This is a genomic window from Pigmentiphaga sp. H8 (assembly GCF_003854895.1).
Taxonomy (GTDB): Bacteria; Pseudomonadota; Gammaproteobacteria; order Burkholderiales; family Burkholderiaceae_B; genus Pigmentiphaga.
Window position 1 is genome coordinate 3,601,935 of the sequence record NZ_CP033966.1, and the last position, 14,181, is coordinate 3,616,115.

Consider the following 14,181-nt stretch of genomic DNA (forward strand, 5'->3'; position numbering starts at 1 on the left):
GGCGCCTCAGTCTTCGTCCAGTTCCGCGAACCGGTCGGCCAGGTGGTCGACCAGGGCCCGCACGGCGGGCAGCAGCCCGCGCCGCGATGCGAACACCGCATGGATGATCTCGCGCGGCGGCGCCCAGCCGGGGATGACATGGACCAGTTCGCCGCTGACCAGCTCGTCGCGCACCATCATCGCCGGCAATTGCACCACGCCCGCCCCCGCCACGGCGGCCGCGCGCAGCGCCGGCATGCCGCGCGTGATCAGCCTCGGATGGTGGCGCACGGCGGCATGCGCGCCATCGGGCCCGATCAGGTTCCAGACATATTCCTGCTGCGGCACGCCCAGCGCCATGCTGGGCAGCCCCGCCAGGTCGGCGGGCACGCGGGGGATGCCGTTCCTGAGCAGTTCCGGGCAGGCCACGAGGTATTGCCCGCGGTTCGCCAGCACGCGCATGACCAATCCGCTGTCCTCGAGCGGCGGCGGCCGCACGCGCAGGGCGATGTCCATGCCTTCTCCCACCACGTCCACCCGCCGGTTGGTCTCCTCCAGGTGGACTTCCACGCGCGGGTGAGCGACCATGAATCCGGCCACCATCTCGGCCACCCGCGCCCCCAGCAGCGCCACCGGACATGCCAGGCGCACGATGCCGCGCGGCTCGGCATGCATGACCGCGATGGCGTCGTCGGCCGCTTCGGCCTCCACCAGCATGGCCTTGCAGTGGCCATAGTAGGTCTGGCCGATCTCCGTCACCGCGAAGCGGCGCGTCGAGCGCTGGATGAGCCGGACCCCCAGGCGCTCCTCCAGGAGCGCGATGCGCCGGCTGAGCTTGGATTTAGGTATGCCCAGGGCGCGGCCGGCCGGGGCGAATCCGCCATGGTCCACCACCTGCACGTAGTAATAAAGGTCGTTGAGGTCTTGCATGATCATCGTTCCTTAAATAGAACGCTCCATGCGAATTCTGCCATCTACCGGGAATTTCGTCCCGTCCATATGATGTCTCCATCAACCGTTACCACGGTTCCCTACCAGGAGATCGGCATGAAGAAGATACTCGGCGTCTACAGCGCTCCCCGGCCCCATTGGGTGGGCGACGGGTTCCCCGTGCGCTCGCTGTTCGGCTACGACGGCCTGGGCCGCCACCTCAGCCCCTTCCTTCTGCTGGACCATGCCGCGCCCACGCCTTTTCCGCCCGCCACCCGGCCGCGCGGGGTGGGCCGCCATCCGCACCGGGGGTTCGAGACCGTCACCGTCGTCTACCAGGGCGAGGTCGAGCATCGCGACTCCACCGGCGCCGGCGGCCTGATCGGCCCGGGCGACGTGCAATGGATGACGGCGGCCGGCGGGATCCTGCACGAGGAGTTCCACTCGCGCGCCTTCACCGAACGCGGCGGCACCATAGAAATGGTGCAGCTGTGGGTCAACCTGCCCGCGCGGGACAAGATGAGCGAACCGGGCTACCAGACCCTGCTCGACGCGCAGATTCCCTCGGTCGACCTGCCCGACGGCGCCGGCCGCGTGCGGGTGATCGCCGGGGAATACGGCGGCGGCAAGGGCCCGGCGCGGACCCATACGCCCATCGACATGTGGGACATCCGCCTGACGCAGGGCGGCTATGCCCACTTCGACGGCACGCCCGGCCACACGCTGGCGCTGGTCGTGCTGCGCGGCACGGTGCTGGTGAACGGCGAAACGCTGGCGCGCGAAGGACAGCTCGTGCATTTCGACCGCGACGGCACGGGTGTCACGCTGGAGGCCAATAATGACGCCGTCCTGCTGTGGCTGTCGGGCGAACCCATCGACGAGCCGGTCGTGGGCTACGGTCCCTTCGTCATGAACACCCAGGCCGAGATCCAGCAGGCCATCGACGACTACAACGCCGGCCGCTTCGAACGCGCGGCGGCCTGATGTCCCGGGAGCCCTGCTCCCGGCCCCTTCTCACGGGGGAGCCTCGCGCTTCCCCGTGGGTTTTCGCAGTCCTTATCCGATCAGGAGCATGACATGAGCAAGCCTTACATCCGCCTCGACAAGAACGATGCCGCCGTATTGCTGGTGGACCACCAGACCGGCCTCCTGTCGCTGGTCCGCGACATCGACCCCGACAAGTTCAAGAACAACGTCCTGGCGCTGGCCGACATGGCCGAATACTTCAAGCTGCCCACCATCCTGACCACCAGCTTCGAGAACGGCCCCAACGGCCCGCTGGTTCCCGAACTGAAGGCCCAGTTTCCCGACGCGCCCTACATCGCGCGCCCCGGCAACATCAACGCCTGGGACAACGAAGACTTCGTCAAGGCCGTCAAGGCCACCGGCAAGAAGCAGCTCATCATCGCCGGCGTGGTCACCGAAGTATGCGTGGCCTTCCCCGCCCTGTCGGCCATCGAGGAAGGCTTCGAAGTCTTCGTCATCACCGATGCGTCGGGTACCTTCAATCCGCTTACCCGCGATGCCGCCTGGGACCGCATGTCGCGCGCCGGCGTGCAACTGATGACCTGGTTCGGCGCCGCCTGCGAACTGCACCGCGACTGGCGCAATGACGTGGAAGGACTGGCGGCCCTGTTCTCCAACCACATCCCGGACTACCGCAACCTGATCACCAGCTACAACACCCTGACCCCGTCGAAGTAAGCAGGCGGGCCGGAACGCCCACAAGGCGCCCCGGCCCGGCCTTCTCCTACTCCGTCACGCAGGCGAAGCTGGCCGCGTCGCCGGCCGGCCCTTCGCCCTTGTACTTGGGCCATCCCGGGAACCGGCACATCGGCCGCGTCCGCGCCGCGCCCGGATTGGCGTCGATGGCGGTCAGCACGCCCGGTGCGGTGCCCTGCTCCACCCACCCCGTCAGCGCGCCCAGCGCGTCATAGGTCGCGTTGAACGGCCCGAAGCCGTGTCCCAGGCCGGGCACCACGTAGAAGCGCGCGAACCCATCGACCGCGAACCGGCCCTTGTCCGCCACCAGCTTGTTCCAATAGACGATGGAGTTGTGCGGCGTGATGAAGTCGTCGGCGGTGCCGTGGATCATGATCAGCTTGCCGCCTTTCGCGATGAACGGTGCCAGGTCGACGTCGGACACGTCCATGATGGCGCCCACTTCCTTGATCCGCGTCTCGTAGGTCTTGGGATCGAGCGTCATGGGATCGAAGTTGACGTCGCGGGTGATGATGTACTTGGTCGTGGCCGCGCCGACCGAGTACAGCAGCGCCTCCTTGCCCGACAGCGGATTGGCCGGCTGGGGCTCCGTGCCATAAGACGACACGTTGAACAGCGCGCCTTCCAGTATCGGCCAGCGCTCGAACTGCGTCATGCCGGCGATTTCCACGCCCGGCCTGTAGGGCGAGGCGATCGTCTCCACGCCCGCTATCTGCGCATCGGACAGGCAGGTGTCGCCCGTGTCGCCGCCGCCCGCGCAGCGCAGCGTGGCGCGCACGCCGGCGATGCCGAATGCCGCGTCGCAGCCGGCCACGTTGCTGATGACGCCGTCCTTCACGCCATCCAGCGGATCGCAGGCGGCGTAGACCGCGTCAGTCAAGAGCTTGACCTTGGCCGCGCTCATCCAGTTGGCGCCGCCATTACCGTACATGGCACGGCCCGCATTCAGGGACCCCAGGTGCAGCATGGTCACGTTGTAGGCCGGATAGTTCGACACCACGCCATCGTAGTCGCCCGGGTAGCGCGCCGCGGCGTCCAGCGCCTCGTGGCCGCCCTGCGAAGCGCCGATGAAATAGAAGCGCTCGGGCGCGGCGCCGTAGCGGGCCTTGATCAGCGCCATCGCCACGTCGTGCGTCTTCTTGATGGACAACTGCCCGAAGTTCATCAGCGACTCGGCGTTCAGCGCGAACGAGGCGTCGAAGCCCGCGCTGGACTTGTGGCCGCCGTCGCTGCCCAGGGTCGCGTAGCCCTGCGCCAGCGGAGCCTTGGAATCGGCCGGTTGCAGCGGGTACTTGCCCAGGCCCGTCACCAGCGAACCGTTGAACGCCCCGCCGCCCAGTTGCAGCGCGCGCTTGTTCCAGGCGGTGGGAAGGTTCACCTGGAACTCCAGGTTGGGCGCGGCCGGATCGACCGGCATGACGATGCCGCGCACGGCGCAGTATTCGCCGTTGGCATTGCCCTCGGCATCGGCCTTGACCAGCGTGGCCGACTGCACCACGGCACCCGAGGTCGGCTTGCCGATCTCGGCCTTGCCGATCATCCTGCCGTTCAGGTCGCTGCACGACTGGGCGGCGGACGGCCCCGGCCCGGGGTCGGATGGGGTGGGCGCGGGGTCGTCGCTGCCGCCGCAGGCCGCCAGGGCGGCGAGGACCAATGCGGAAAGCGGAACGTGACGGATCTTCATGGATCTCCTCCGGATGCGAGTTTCTTGTCGTTCTCGCGCACCCATCGGCCCGGACACGAGCCATGGCGCGCGTCCGGCAACGATGCCTTAAATATTTAACAAAGTAAACAATCAAGTTTCCTTGCTTTGTATCAAGACCGGATCCGGGAAAAACGGGCTCGACCGGCCCGCTCCTGCTACTTCTTGTCCGCCGCCTGCTTGTAGGCACGGCGCGCGGCCTGGAGCTCCGCGCCCGAGATACCGAGCTCCGCCATGGTCTCCACCAGCATGCGCAGCAGCCGCTCGCGCTGCCGGATGCGAGCGGTCTCCACGCGCCGCGTCCGCTCCAGCTGACGCGCCGTCGCGTTCAATCGCCGCTGGATGGCTTCCTGCGCCGCGCCTTCGGCGTCATGGCGGACAGCGATCGTCTCCTGCATGTGCTTCTCCCGTGTCACCCAGCGATCCGGCGGCTGCGCTGTGTCAAGCCGTCGCGATGGCGGGCGCGTTCTCGGCCTCGCCGGTTCCGGCCTCGGCCTGCTGTCGCTCTTCGGCGCGGAAATTGCGCAGGTAGAGGAAGAACTGGCCCATCATCTGCGTCCAGATCTGCGCCGCGACAACCAGGTGGTTGAACGCCACGCCGCCGGCCGCCACCACGTCCATCTCCAGCACGACGAAATCGCCATGCTGGGAAACGCGTGCGAAACGCTTGGTGCGGTGCCATTCGGTCAACAGGCCGGCCGGCAGATCGCCGCCCTGTACCCGCAGCGGGCAGCTGAAGGTGAAATCGGCGTACTGGTCCTTGGCCTGGGCATTGCCCCAGAGCACCTGGAAGCCCACACCGTGGCTGGCGCTGTGCAGGCGGACCACGCCATCCTGTTCGATCGGGGTCACGGCGCAGCCGGCGGCCTTGATGGCTTCGGCCACCTGGTCCGCGCCGACGAAAGTCAGTACCTGGGCCGCGGTGTTGTCCACGGCGGCCTGGTTGTCGTTCTTGCTCATGTTCTGTCCTGATGATGAATGATGTTCAGTTGGCCTTGCTCATCGCGGCGTCCAGCGCCGCGCTGTCGATCTTGACCGAACCGGCCGGCGCCAGCCTGGCCATGTAGGCCTCGATCAGTTCCTGCTTGCGCTGCTGCCGCAGCACCTGCTGCAGACGCGGCTTGACCTCTTCCAGCGTCGCGGTGCGCGGTGCCTGCGATTCAAGCAGCTTGAGCACGTGTATGCCCGCCTGGGACTGGACGGGATCGCTTACCTGGCCGGGCTGCAGGCGGGAAACGGGCTCGCGCACCTCGGGCAGCAACTGCGCCAGGGGCAGGGTTCCGACGTCGCCGCCGCGCGCCGCCGAGCGCTCGTCCTGCGAATGCTTGCGCGCCAGTTCGGCGAAATCGCCGCCGCGGGCCTGGGCCAGCAGTTCCTGCGCCTGGGCGCGGGCCTTGGCGACAGCCGCGCCGTCGTTGGCCGGCGCCGCCAGGAAGATCTGGGCCACGTGATAAGTGGCGGGAAGCTGGAAGCCCTCCTTGGCGCGCTCGTAGGCCGCGCGCACGTCGGCTTCCGAGGGGTAGCCTTCGGGAAGCTGCGCCACTGAATCCAGGTACGAGGTGGCGACGATGCGATCCGTGACCTCGCGTACCGCCGCGTCCACGCGCGCCTTGATTTCGGCGCGCTTTTCCCAGCCCTTGCCCTGGGCTTCCTTGAGCAGCGCCTCGCTGGCCAGGCGTTGGCGCAGCCAGTTCTCCAGGCCGGCGCGATTGCCCTTGATGGCATCGCGCTCGGCGTCGGGCATGCCGCGCAGGAGTTGCTCGACCTCCTGCTGCTTGATCGAGACGCCGCCCACGCTGGCGACTGCAACGCCGCTGTCCGCTGCGTGAGCCGTGGCGGCGACGCCCAGCCAGGCGGCGAACAAGGCCGCAAGAACGGCCGGCATGGAATGCGTGGAGGGGTTCTGCTTGAGTTTCATGACTTCGACTTCCTTCTCTGATCGTGACTGCTACTCGCGCCCTGGCTACTGGGCTGCGGCCGACGCCGCGCCGCGGGCGTCGAACCGGCCTTCGTACAGTTTGTCGCCGAACTGCTGCGCCGTCTCGTCCAGCCTGACCCGCGCGGCGCCCGCGAACGGCTGGCGCGCGGACAGCACGGTGCCGACGTCCATGGTTTCGTAGGCATGGAGGATCTCCTTGCCCACGGCATACAGCTGGGCGTTCTTCGCCTCGCACTGGCCGATGGCGGTACGCTGCGTCGACGTCTCGGACGCCAGGCGCTGCCGCTCGGCCTCCGACGCCCGGGCCATCTTCAGCAGTTCGTCGTAAGCGTTGCGGTACTGGGCGACCTGGGCGCCGGCCTTCTCCAGGGCAGCCTCGGCCTGCTCCTTGAGCTGCACGCTGTCGTCGCGCGCCTTCTGCCGCGATTCGCGCTCGGCCGCCAACTGGGCCTTGGCGCGCGACAATTCGTCCTTCATCGCCGCCAGTTCGTCGGCCTTGGCTGGCGCCGCGGCGGCTCCCTGGCCGGCCTTGAGCGCGGCCAGTTCGTTCTGCGCCTGCTGGAGCTGGGAGGTCGTGATGCGCAATTGGGCGCGCAAGCGTTCCTCCATGCTTTGTGCCTGCTGGGCCTGCACGCCGCCGGCGGCCGCGAGCAGCAGCACCGCCGCGCAGGCGGCACGGCGCGCGGCGGCCGCCGACGGCACTATGGATGCGAAATGCACGTCGTTCTCCTTAGAAGCGGGCGTTGAACTCGACCTGCAGCATGTCGACGGAGAACGGCGTGCCGTAGACTTCCTTGGTCGACATCCAGCGGCCGGTGAACCAGGTGTTCTTGTCGATGGCGTACGAACCGCCCACGTAGTAGCCCTTGGCGTTCGTTCCCCCCAGATGGAAGGACGAATCGTTGTAGGCGTCCGGCAGGGCATCCGGCTCGATGCGCTTGTAGCCGGCCAGCAGGTTCCAGTCGCCGCGCGCGACCGGCGCGGGCTTGCCGAACGTGACCTGCAGCATGTAGGCGTTGGCGCCGCTCTTGAAGTCCGAACGCCCGGTGCCGCCCGTGCCGCCGAAGTTGTTGACGATGCCGCCGCCCGAACGGGTCCACATTTCATCGGCGTCATAGGCGAGGTTGCGGATGTAGTTCGCGTCCAGCCTGAGGCCGTAGCCGCCGGCGACCTTGGTATCCCAGCGGAAGTTCAGGTCCAGCAACTGGAACTTGGAGGCCAGCCCGACGTATTGCGGCATCTTCGTGTTGGCGGGATCCAGCGGATCGAGCGAGATATTGCGCAACAGCATCAGCGTGTTGCCCTTCTGCATGAAGGCGGGACGCGACCAGTCGGTGCTGCAATGGTCGGCGCCGGCATACAGGGCGCAGGGCTGCGACACCTTGCCGCTGATGTTGCGGAAGTCGTAGTACGCCACCGCGCCGCGCAGGCGGTTGTCCTCGTTCACCTTCCAGTTCGAACCGATCTGCGCGCCGATCAGCCACTTGTTGTGGCTACGCGCCTTGTCCTGGCTGGTGCCCGGGAAGCTGTCCGACGAATACTCGAGCGGGATCAGGCCCAGGCTGCCGAACAGCGACACATCCGGATTCGCCGTGAACGGCCGCTCGGCCTTCACGGCCAGGCCGTCGAAATTCAGGTCCGACGAGAACAGGGTGTCGGACGAAAAGAAGGGATTGCCGAACCGGCCGCCCACCACGGTCAGCCAGTCGAGCGGCTTGTGCGCCAGGTAGGCCTGGTCGAGCCAGACATTCTTCTTGCCCAGGCCGCCGCCCAGCGTCTGGGTGGTCGACACCGGGCTTTCGTCGCTGCCGGTTGCCAGCCTCACGCCCACTTCGGTGCGGTCCGAGAGATCGGCGTAGACGCCCAGCCGGGCACGGGCGCGGAATACGTTCTTGCGGTTCTCGCGGGTATTGATGGTGTTGGGCAGCGACAGATTGGTGTTGCCGTTGACGTCATAGCCGCTGCCCCGGTTGATCGCGGCCCAGTCCACCTCGATGTTGCTGTTGCCGTCCGAGTAGAAGCGCGACTCGTTGCGTACGCGCATGTCGCCCTCGATGCGGATGCGCTTGGTCCACTCGGGCGTCTCGTTGGGAGCCGCCCAACCCTCGGACTTGGCCTGGGCCATGACCTGGCCCTTGATCTCGTCGCGGATCTGGTCGCGCACGGTCTCGGGAATGTACGGGATGCGCACGTCGCCCGCCTCGGGGCGCAGCGCGCCGCCGGCGGCGCCTGCCGTCGCGGCAGCGGCGGCGGTAGCCGCCTGGCGCTGCGCCTGCTGCGCAGCGAGCGCCTCGGTCTGGGCCTGCGCCAGCAGCGCTTCGCCCACGTCCTTGGTCAGGGCGCCGCTCTGGATCAGGCCGCGGATCAGCCGGACCATCGCGCTTTCATTGGTCGCCGCGGTCTGGGCCTGGGCCGGGACGGTTCCCAGCAGCCCGACGACCGAGGCAACGGCGGCGGCGATGGCTCGGAGGCCGGGGCGGCTGCGCGCCGCTTGCGCGGCCGGCCGCCACGTCCGGGTATGGCTGCCGCGGGTCGCGCGGCGATCGGATGCTGTCGATTGATTCATGAGCGAATTCACGGAATGGGGTGGAAACGGATAAAGCTGCTGCGGCGTGTTCATGACGGACGCTGCCCCTTGATGGTCAACCGCATCGGATAGCGCATCGAGGCGGGGGGGCGTTCATCGATCGCATCCGCGTCCCGCACCGCCGCCAGCACGGTCTTGTCGACTTCGGCGTCGCCGGTGCTCTGCACCAGCTGGGCCTTCGCCACACGGCCGTCCGCGGTCAGCCAGAGATCGATGCGGATGTCCTGGAACGCCAGTTGACGGGTCCTCGCATCACGCGCCAGCAGCCGCTGCAAGGCACTCGAGTAATACGAGGCATACGAGGAATTGCCCATTCCCCCGCGCCCTGCCCCGGCGGATCCGCCGCCGCGGCCGGCCGCCACGCCGAAGGCGTCCGTGCCGGCCTGGGCGGCGCCGTCGATGGTGACGGGATCGCCCAGGTCCTGCGAAGGACTCGGCGGCGCGTCTTCCGGCGGCGCATCCAGCGGTTCGATGGGCGTGGGCTCGGGCTCGACGACTTCCGGCTTGATCTCGGGTTCGGGCTCGGGCAGCTTCTCCGGCTCGGGCGGCGGCGGAGGCGGCGGGGGCAGCATCAGCATCGGGGTTGCCGCCACCTCGCGCTTGGTACTGGCGGTATCCGCAAGCAGATACCACAGCAACCCGGCAAGAATGGCCGCCACGCCCAGCCCGATGACAACCCCGCCCCAGCGCCGCCACAGGCGGCTGCCTGGCGAGGCCTGGCGGGCGACGGGATCACGACTGATCACATTGCTCTCCTCAGGCCGGCTTGCCCGTCACCAGGCCGACCTGGTTGAGCTCGATCCGGCGCAACAGGTCGAGCACCTCGACCACCTTGGCGTACTGGACCGAGGCATCGCCGCGGACGATTACCGGAAAGTCGGGCGACAGCGCCTTTTCCGTGCGCAACCGCTCTTCCAGTTCGGGCAGCGTGACCGGATAGGCATCCAGGAACACCTGGCCGGCGTTGTCGATGGTGATGGCCTTGGTCTTGGGTTTTTCAAGAGGGACCGAGGCGCTCGCCTTGGGCAGGTCCACGCGGATGCCGGGGATGCTGGCGTTGCTGGTCAGGATGAAGATGACCAGCACCACCAGCAGCACGTCCACGAAGGGCGTGATGTTGATGCCGTTGGCACGCTTCTTGGTGCCGAACTTGGCTGCGGTTGCCATGATCGCCCGCTCCGTCAAGCGCGCTGCAAGGCGGGGCGGACCTGGCGGCCCGCGCCCTGCTCTTCGGCCAGGCGCGTGGAGAACTCATCCACGAACACGGCCATGTCGGCGCCGATGGCCTCCGAACGCGAGGCCAGCCAGTTGTAGCCGAACAGCGCGGGAATCGCGACGCCCAGGCCGGCCGCGGTACACAGCAGCGCCGCCGCCATGCCCGGCGCGACAGAGTTGATGTCGACCGCGCCGGCCATGGCCGCGACCACGAACACCAGCATGATCCCGATCACGGTGCCGAACAGGCCCACGTAAGGCGCGCCTTCGATGGTTGTCGAGAGCCAGTTCATGCGCTTGGACATGCGTTCGTTCTCGCGCACCATCACGCCGTCCATCGCGGCGCGGATGGCGCCGATGGTGGCATCCGACACCGAGTTGATGTCGTAGCCGCGCTCCTGGCGGCGGCGCATTTCCTCGATCGCCACTTCGTACAGGCGCCACAGCGACGAATCCTGCTTGACCTCCTGCGGCACGCGATTGCTGCTGGCCAAGGCGTCGAGCGGCGAGCCGGCCGACTCGCGGAAGAAGGCCATGAACGATCCGTTGGCGCGTGACATGGCGCCATAGCTGCGGCCCTTGCCGATCATGATGGCCCACGAGACGAGCATCATCAGGCCCAGTATGGCCACGACCACCCAGGCATCCAGCGGCATGGCGGCCAGGATGAAGCCGAAGTGGCTCTTGCCCGCCTGCTGCTCGTCGGCACCGAAAGCGGTCAGGCGCGAATCGGCGCCTTGCGAGATGGCGTCGGCCAGGATCAGCGCGTCGGGACGGGCGACCTTGGACAGGCGCAGTTCATCGATGGCGCCGGTGAACGCCGCCAGCGCCGGGGCGGCAGCCGCCTGGCCCGGCGTGGCGGGACGAGCGGTGTCGCCGCCGACCGCGGCGGAAGTGTTGAAAGCGGGCAGGCTGACGGCCATGGCCGCGGCCTGGCGGCCGGCGACGAACAGCGCGACGTTGCCGGCATCGGACTTGACCGCGATATGCGACCACTGGCCGGCCTGGATGGGTTGGCCAGGGGCGCTGCGCTGGCCATTGACCTGCACGAACGGAACGCCCTGGTTCACCCCCACGACGAATTCGCTGGCGCCTTCGCGGCGGACGTAAAGCGCCTGTTCGGCGCCGAGCTGGTCGGGACGCACCCAGGCGGAGAACGTGAAGGGCGCGCCGGCCTGCAGCGACAGCGACGGCGAAGCGGGCAGCATCAGCGGCGCGACGCCTAGCTGGGCACCCTTGCCGATGACGGTGCCGTCGACGCTGACCACGGCGGTCTGCGCATGGTTGCCGTAGGCGGTGGTGTCGCGCGCCGGCACGTTGGCCTCGGCGAAGTGGTAGACCAGCGTGTAGTCCGGATCGAAAGTCAGCTGGCCGTTGGCCGAGGCCGGCGCCTTGGGATTGCCGTAGTACATCCACAATTGCTGCGCGGCGCCGGCCGAGACGCTGGGCACGTCGACCCAGATCAGCGCGATGCCCAGCAACGGATCGAACTGCTCGATCTGGTGGTTGAGCACGGTCTTGTCGTCGCCCGCGACGAAGCGCAGGTCGGAGCCGTTCTCGCCCACACCCTCGAAGCTGAAGTTGCCGGTATGCAGGCGCACCAGCACGGGCGTGCGGCCAGCCTCGCCGCCCAGGGCGGCGCCCTGCGGCGTGGCGTCGATGGTGATGGGCTTGCGGTAGGCCCAGTCGGGCTGCCACCAGGCCTGCGCCAGGCCGGGCAGGACCGCGCTCAGCATCGTGAGCGCGAGAAGCAGAATGCGTCGCATGGAAAACTCTCCGAAATCTTTTCTGAAAGACATGAATGGAAGCGAGTGGCGATGATCAATAACTGGCGTTGATGCTGAAGGTCACGCGCGGATCGTGCTTTTCCGTGCGGGGGCCGTCCCTGAGCGGATAACCGAAGTCCAGCCGGCCCGACACGCGCTGGCCGATGCGGAAACTGGTTCCGACGCCCACCGAGGCCAGCGTGAAGCGCGACTGCTGCTCCGGCAGCGGATCCTGCAGGCGGAGCTGGGCGGCATCCACGAACGCGTACGCGCGCCAGTTCTCGACCCAGGTTCCAGCCCACGGCAGGGGTTTGGTGCGCCACTCGACCGAACCGACCAGGCCGTAGTCGCCGGTGGATTCGGCCGACATGTAGCCGCGCACCGAGTTCATGCCGCCGGCGGCGATCTGCTCGCCCGATACCAGCGCCGAGTCGGTCATCTGTCCGGCCAGCCTGAATCCCAGTTGGGATTCGCCAGCGAAGTTGTAGGTCGCGTTGACGTCGGCCTTCAGCGCCATGAATGCGGGCTTGGCCTTGTAGCGCTTGTAGTTGAATTCTTGCCAATTGCTGCCGTAGCCGAACAGGCTGCGGGTGCCGGTCACGAACGACATGCCCAGCGCGTACTGGCTCCGCTCGGTCTGGCGAAAGCCCGAATAAGACAGCGTGATCGGCGCGTACTTGAGCGGTACTTCGTCGCCGGTGGCGCCCAGGCGCAGTTGTTCCTTGTTGCTCTTGAAGTCGATGCCGGCGCTGAAGGCGTGCCACCAGTCGCCCGCGTTGGGAACGGTGTAGGTGGCCTTCAGCCCGATGGCATGCCCCTTGCCGAGCACCGAGGTGCCGCCCACGGTGGAGACGTTGCTGTCCGAGACGTAGCCCGAAGCCTCGAGGCTCCAGTTCGTACCGCGCAGCGGCGCGATGTACGAACCGGACCACACCTTGGTCTGGTCCAGGTCCTGCGGCGCGCCGAAGAAACTCAGCGACGCGCTATGCCCCATCTGCCACAGGTTGTCGTGGCCGATGGAGGCGGTGGCCCGCAACGATTTGGTATCCGGACTGCGGTCGTTGTTCAGGCCCGCGCTGGCGCGCCACGGACTGTTGTCCTCCACCTTCAGGTCCACGTCCATGGTCCCAGGCAGCTTGCCCTGCCGGACCAGGGGCATCACCTGCCGGCGGCCGGTCCGGTTCAACTCGGTCAGTTGGGCTTGTGCCTTGTTGAAATCGGGGACCTGGCCTTCCGTCAGCGCCGGCACCTGATCCCGCACCTCGAGCGGCGACGAATACTCGGCCCCCACCACCCGGACACGCCCCACCTTGGTCTCGGACACCTGCAGGTAGACGATGCCGCCCACGACCTGCTGTTCCGGCAGATCGACGTAGACGGACTGGTAGCCCTTGGCCTGGTAAGCGGACAACAGCGCGTCGCGCGCGCCTTCCATGTCCTTGAGCGTACGGCCAGGTCCGAGGAAAGGCGTCACCGCCTTCTCGATGGACCGCACGTCCAGCACCGTATTGCCTCGCACGATGTACTCGTTGATGTCCACGTGGCGTTCCGCCCCGCTCGATGCGCCGGCCGGCGGCGCCGCTCCCGGCTCCTGGGCCAGCGTCAGGCCATGCGCCCCTAGCGAGAGCGCCGCCACGCAAAGGGCCCGCCATGCCGCCGACGGCCCGTTCTTTCTCAGCTCATGCATGTGTCGAATTCGTTTCTCAAGTAGTAGCCTTCGCGGCATCCCCTCCCGGCGTCATGCCGGAAGAGGCACAGGGTCCGGGTCGTTCCTTTGCTTAGACGGATGAGGCGGCCCCGGACTGTCGTTTGTCATGAAAAGTTCATGAAGAAATCGGCGGCCGGCGACCTCCCGCGAATGACGCGGCGTCGAGGTAGAGAGAATCGATACCGGGTGCTACGCTGGCTGCAAGGAGAACGCCATGAACCTGCACCGCACACTGAACCTGTCCCTCGCCGCCCTCGCCTGCGCCCTCGTATCGGGCGCCGCCGCGGCGGCCGCGCCCGACAACGCCGAGGCGTCCTGCTTCGATGTCGAAGTCAACGGCCAACGCGCGCCTTCCTATGGATGCCTGACGCAGAAGCTTCAGCCCAAGCCCGCGCCGGGAAAGATGGAAGGCGGCCCCGAACTTGCCTCCGAAGCCATCGTCCAGCGCGCCTCCAACCAACTGGGCCTGTTCAACCGAGCGGCCATGGCCAACCGGATGGGCAACACCTTCGGCACCTCGGTCTATCCGCAGCGGCCGCCTGCGCCGCAATACGGCAGCCCGATCTTCGACGCGCCCTGATACAAAAACGGCGCGCGGTCCGGAAAACCCGACCCGCGCGCCGCCCGGACACG

At 67.7% G+C, this 14,181-nt stretch carries 14 protein-coding genes; 3 read left to right on the forward strand and 11 right to left on the reverse strand.

Annotated elements, in window-relative coordinates; all coding sequences use genetic code 11:
• Positions 1 to 6: 6 nt before the first annotated feature.
• The gene (locus EGT29_RS17025; RefSeq protein WP_124690092.1) at positions 7 to 909 is read right to left on the reverse strand and encodes a LysR family transcriptional regulator; all 903 of its coding nucleotides are present in this window, start codon (positions 907 to 909) and stop codon (positions 7 to 9) included.
• 117 nt (positions 910 to 1,026) lie between these two features.
• On the opposite strand from EGT29_RS17025, the gene EGT29_RS17030 reads away from it, so the two are divergent.
• Both EGT29_RS17030 and ycaC read left to right on the forward strand, forming a co-directional pair.
• Positions 1,027 to 1,893 (forward strand): pirin family protein, encoded by an 867-nt coding sequence (locus EGT29_RS17030; RefSeq protein ID WP_124690093.1) that lies wholly within the window; start codon positions 1,027 to 1,029, stop codon positions 1,891 to 1,893.
• Between the two features lie 93 nt (positions 1,894 to 1,986).
• Entirely contained in the window at positions 1,987 to 2,613 is a 627-nt protein-coding gene (ycaC, locus tag EGT29_RS17035) for an isochorismate family cysteine hydrolase YcaC (protein WP_124690094.1), read from the forward strand.
• Positions 2,614 to 2,659: 46 nt separating this feature from the next.
• Here the strand turns inward: ycaC and EGT29_RS17040 are convergent, their stop codons facing one another.
• From EGT29_RS17040 to EGT29_RS17085, 10 genes are all read right to left on the reverse strand, one after another.
• Entirely contained in the window at positions 2,660 to 4,315 is a 1,656-nt protein-coding gene (locus tag EGT29_RS17040; RefSeq protein ID WP_124690095.1) for a tannase/feruloyl esterase family alpha/beta hydrolase, read from the reverse strand.
• Between the two features lie 176 nt (positions 4,316 to 4,491).
• Positions 4,492 to 4,731: a hypothetical protein gene (locus tag EGT29_RS17045; protein WP_124690096.1), complete on the reverse strand. Its 240-nt coding sequence runs from the start codon at positions 4,729 to 4,731 to the stop codon at positions 4,492 to 4,494.
• Positions 4,732 to 4,774: 43 nt separating this feature from the next.
• Positions 4,775 to 5,293, reverse strand: a complete 519-nt coding sequence (locus tag EGT29_RS17050) for a YbjN domain-containing protein (protein ID WP_124690097.1) — start codon at positions 5,291 to 5,293, stop codon at positions 4,775 to 4,777.
• A 25-nt stretch (positions 5,294 to 5,318) separates the two neighbouring features.
• Complete coding sequence (locus EGT29_RS17055; RefSeq protein ID WP_124690098.1) at positions 5,319 to 6,251, reverse strand: peptidylprolyl isomerase; 933 nt, start codon at positions 6,249 to 6,251, stop codon at positions 5,319 to 5,321.
• Between the two features lie 45 nt (positions 6,252 to 6,296).
• Entirely contained in the window at positions 6,297 to 6,992 is a 696-nt protein-coding gene (locus tag EGT29_RS17060) for a hypothetical protein (RefSeq protein ID WP_124690099.1), read from the reverse strand.
• Between the two features lie 10 nt (positions 6,993 to 7,002).
• Complete coding sequence (locus tag EGT29_RS17065; RefSeq protein WP_124690100.1) at positions 7,003 to 8,838, reverse strand: putative porin; 1,836 nt, start codon at positions 8,836 to 8,838, stop codon at positions 7,003 to 7,005.
• Positions 8,839 to 8,888: 50 nt separating this feature from the next.
• Entirely contained in the window at positions 8,889 to 9,605 is a 717-nt protein-coding gene (locus EGT29_RS17070) for an energy transducer TonB (protein ID WP_238160055.1), read from the reverse strand.
• Positions 9,606 to 9,615: 10 nt separating this feature from the next.
• Entirely contained in the window at positions 9,616 to 10,026 is a 411-nt protein-coding gene (locus EGT29_RS17075) for a biopolymer transporter ExbD (RefSeq protein WP_124690101.1), read from the reverse strand.
• A gap of 14 nt (positions 10,027 to 10,040) precedes the next feature.
• Positions 10,041 to 11,840 carry a DUF2341 domain-containing protein gene (locus EGT29_RS17080; protein ID WP_124690102.1) on the reverse strand — a complete coding sequence of 600 codons (1,800 nt, stop codon included), beginning with the start codon at positions 11,838 to 11,840 and terminating at the stop codon, positions 10,041 to 10,043.
• 55 nt (positions 11,841 to 11,895) lie between these two features.
• Positions 11,896 to 13,527, reverse strand: a complete 1,632-nt coding sequence (locus tag EGT29_RS17085; protein WP_124690103.1) for a ShlB/FhaC/HecB family hemolysin secretion/activation protein — start codon at positions 13,525 to 13,527, stop codon at positions 11,896 to 11,898.
• Between the two features lie 235 nt (positions 13,528 to 13,762).
• Here EGT29_RS17085 and EGT29_RS17090 point away from each other — a divergent pair, with 235 nt between their 5' ends.
• Entirely contained in the window at positions 13,763 to 14,128 is a 366-nt protein-coding gene (locus EGT29_RS17090; protein WP_124690104.1) for a hypothetical protein, read from the forward strand.
• The last annotated feature ends 53 nt before the right edge of the window (positions 14,129 to 14,181 follow it).

Bases quoted from the DNA above. Each gene is read 5' to 3' on its own strand.
- EGT29_RS17030 (WP_124690093.1), top strand. From the start codon at position 1,027: ATGAAGAAGATACTCGGCGTCTACAGCGCTCCCCGGCCCCATTGGGTG.
- EGT29_RS17085 (WP_124690103.1), bottom strand. From the start codon at position 13,527: ATGCATGAGCTGAGAAAGAACGGGCCGTCGGCGGCATGGCGGGCCCTT.
- EGT29_RS17080 (WP_124690102.1), bottom strand. From the start codon at position 11,840: ATGCGACGCATTCTGCTTCTCGCGCTCACGATGCTGAGCGCGGTCCTG.
- EGT29_RS17045 (WP_124690096.1), bottom strand. From the start codon at position 4,731: ATGCAGGAGACGATCGCTGTCCGCCATGACGCCGAAGGCGCGGCGCAG.
- EGT29_RS17055 (WP_124690098.1), bottom strand. From the start codon at position 6,251: ATGAAACTCAAGCAGAACCCCTCCACGCATTCCATGCCGGCCGTTCTT.
- ycaC (WP_124690094.1), top strand. From the start codon at position 1,987: ATGAGCAAGCCTTACATCCGCCTCGACAAGAACGATGCCGCCGTATTG.
- EGT29_RS17050 (WP_124690097.1), bottom strand. From the start codon at position 5,293: ATGAGCAAGAACGACAACCAGGCCGCCGTGGACAACACCGCGGCCCAG.
- EGT29_RS17065 (WP_124690100.1), bottom strand. From the start codon at position 8,838: ATGAATCAATCGACAGCATCCGATCGCCGCGCGACCCGCGGCAGCCAT.
- EGT29_RS17075 (WP_124690101.1), bottom strand. From the start codon at position 10,026: ATGGCAACCGCAGCCAAGTTCGGCACCAAGAAGCGTGCCAACGGCATC.
- EGT29_RS17090 (WP_124690104.1), top strand. From the start codon at position 13,763: ATGAACCTGCACCGCACACTGAACCTGTCCCTCGCCGCCCTCGCCTGC.
- EGT29_RS17040 (WP_124690095.1), bottom strand. From the start codon at position 4,315: ATGAAGATCCGTCACGTTCCGCTTTCCGCATTGGTCCTCGCCGCCCTG.
- EGT29_RS17025 (WP_124690092.1), bottom strand. From the start codon at position 909: ATGCAAGACCTCAACGACCTTTATTACTACGTGCAGGTGGTGGACCAT.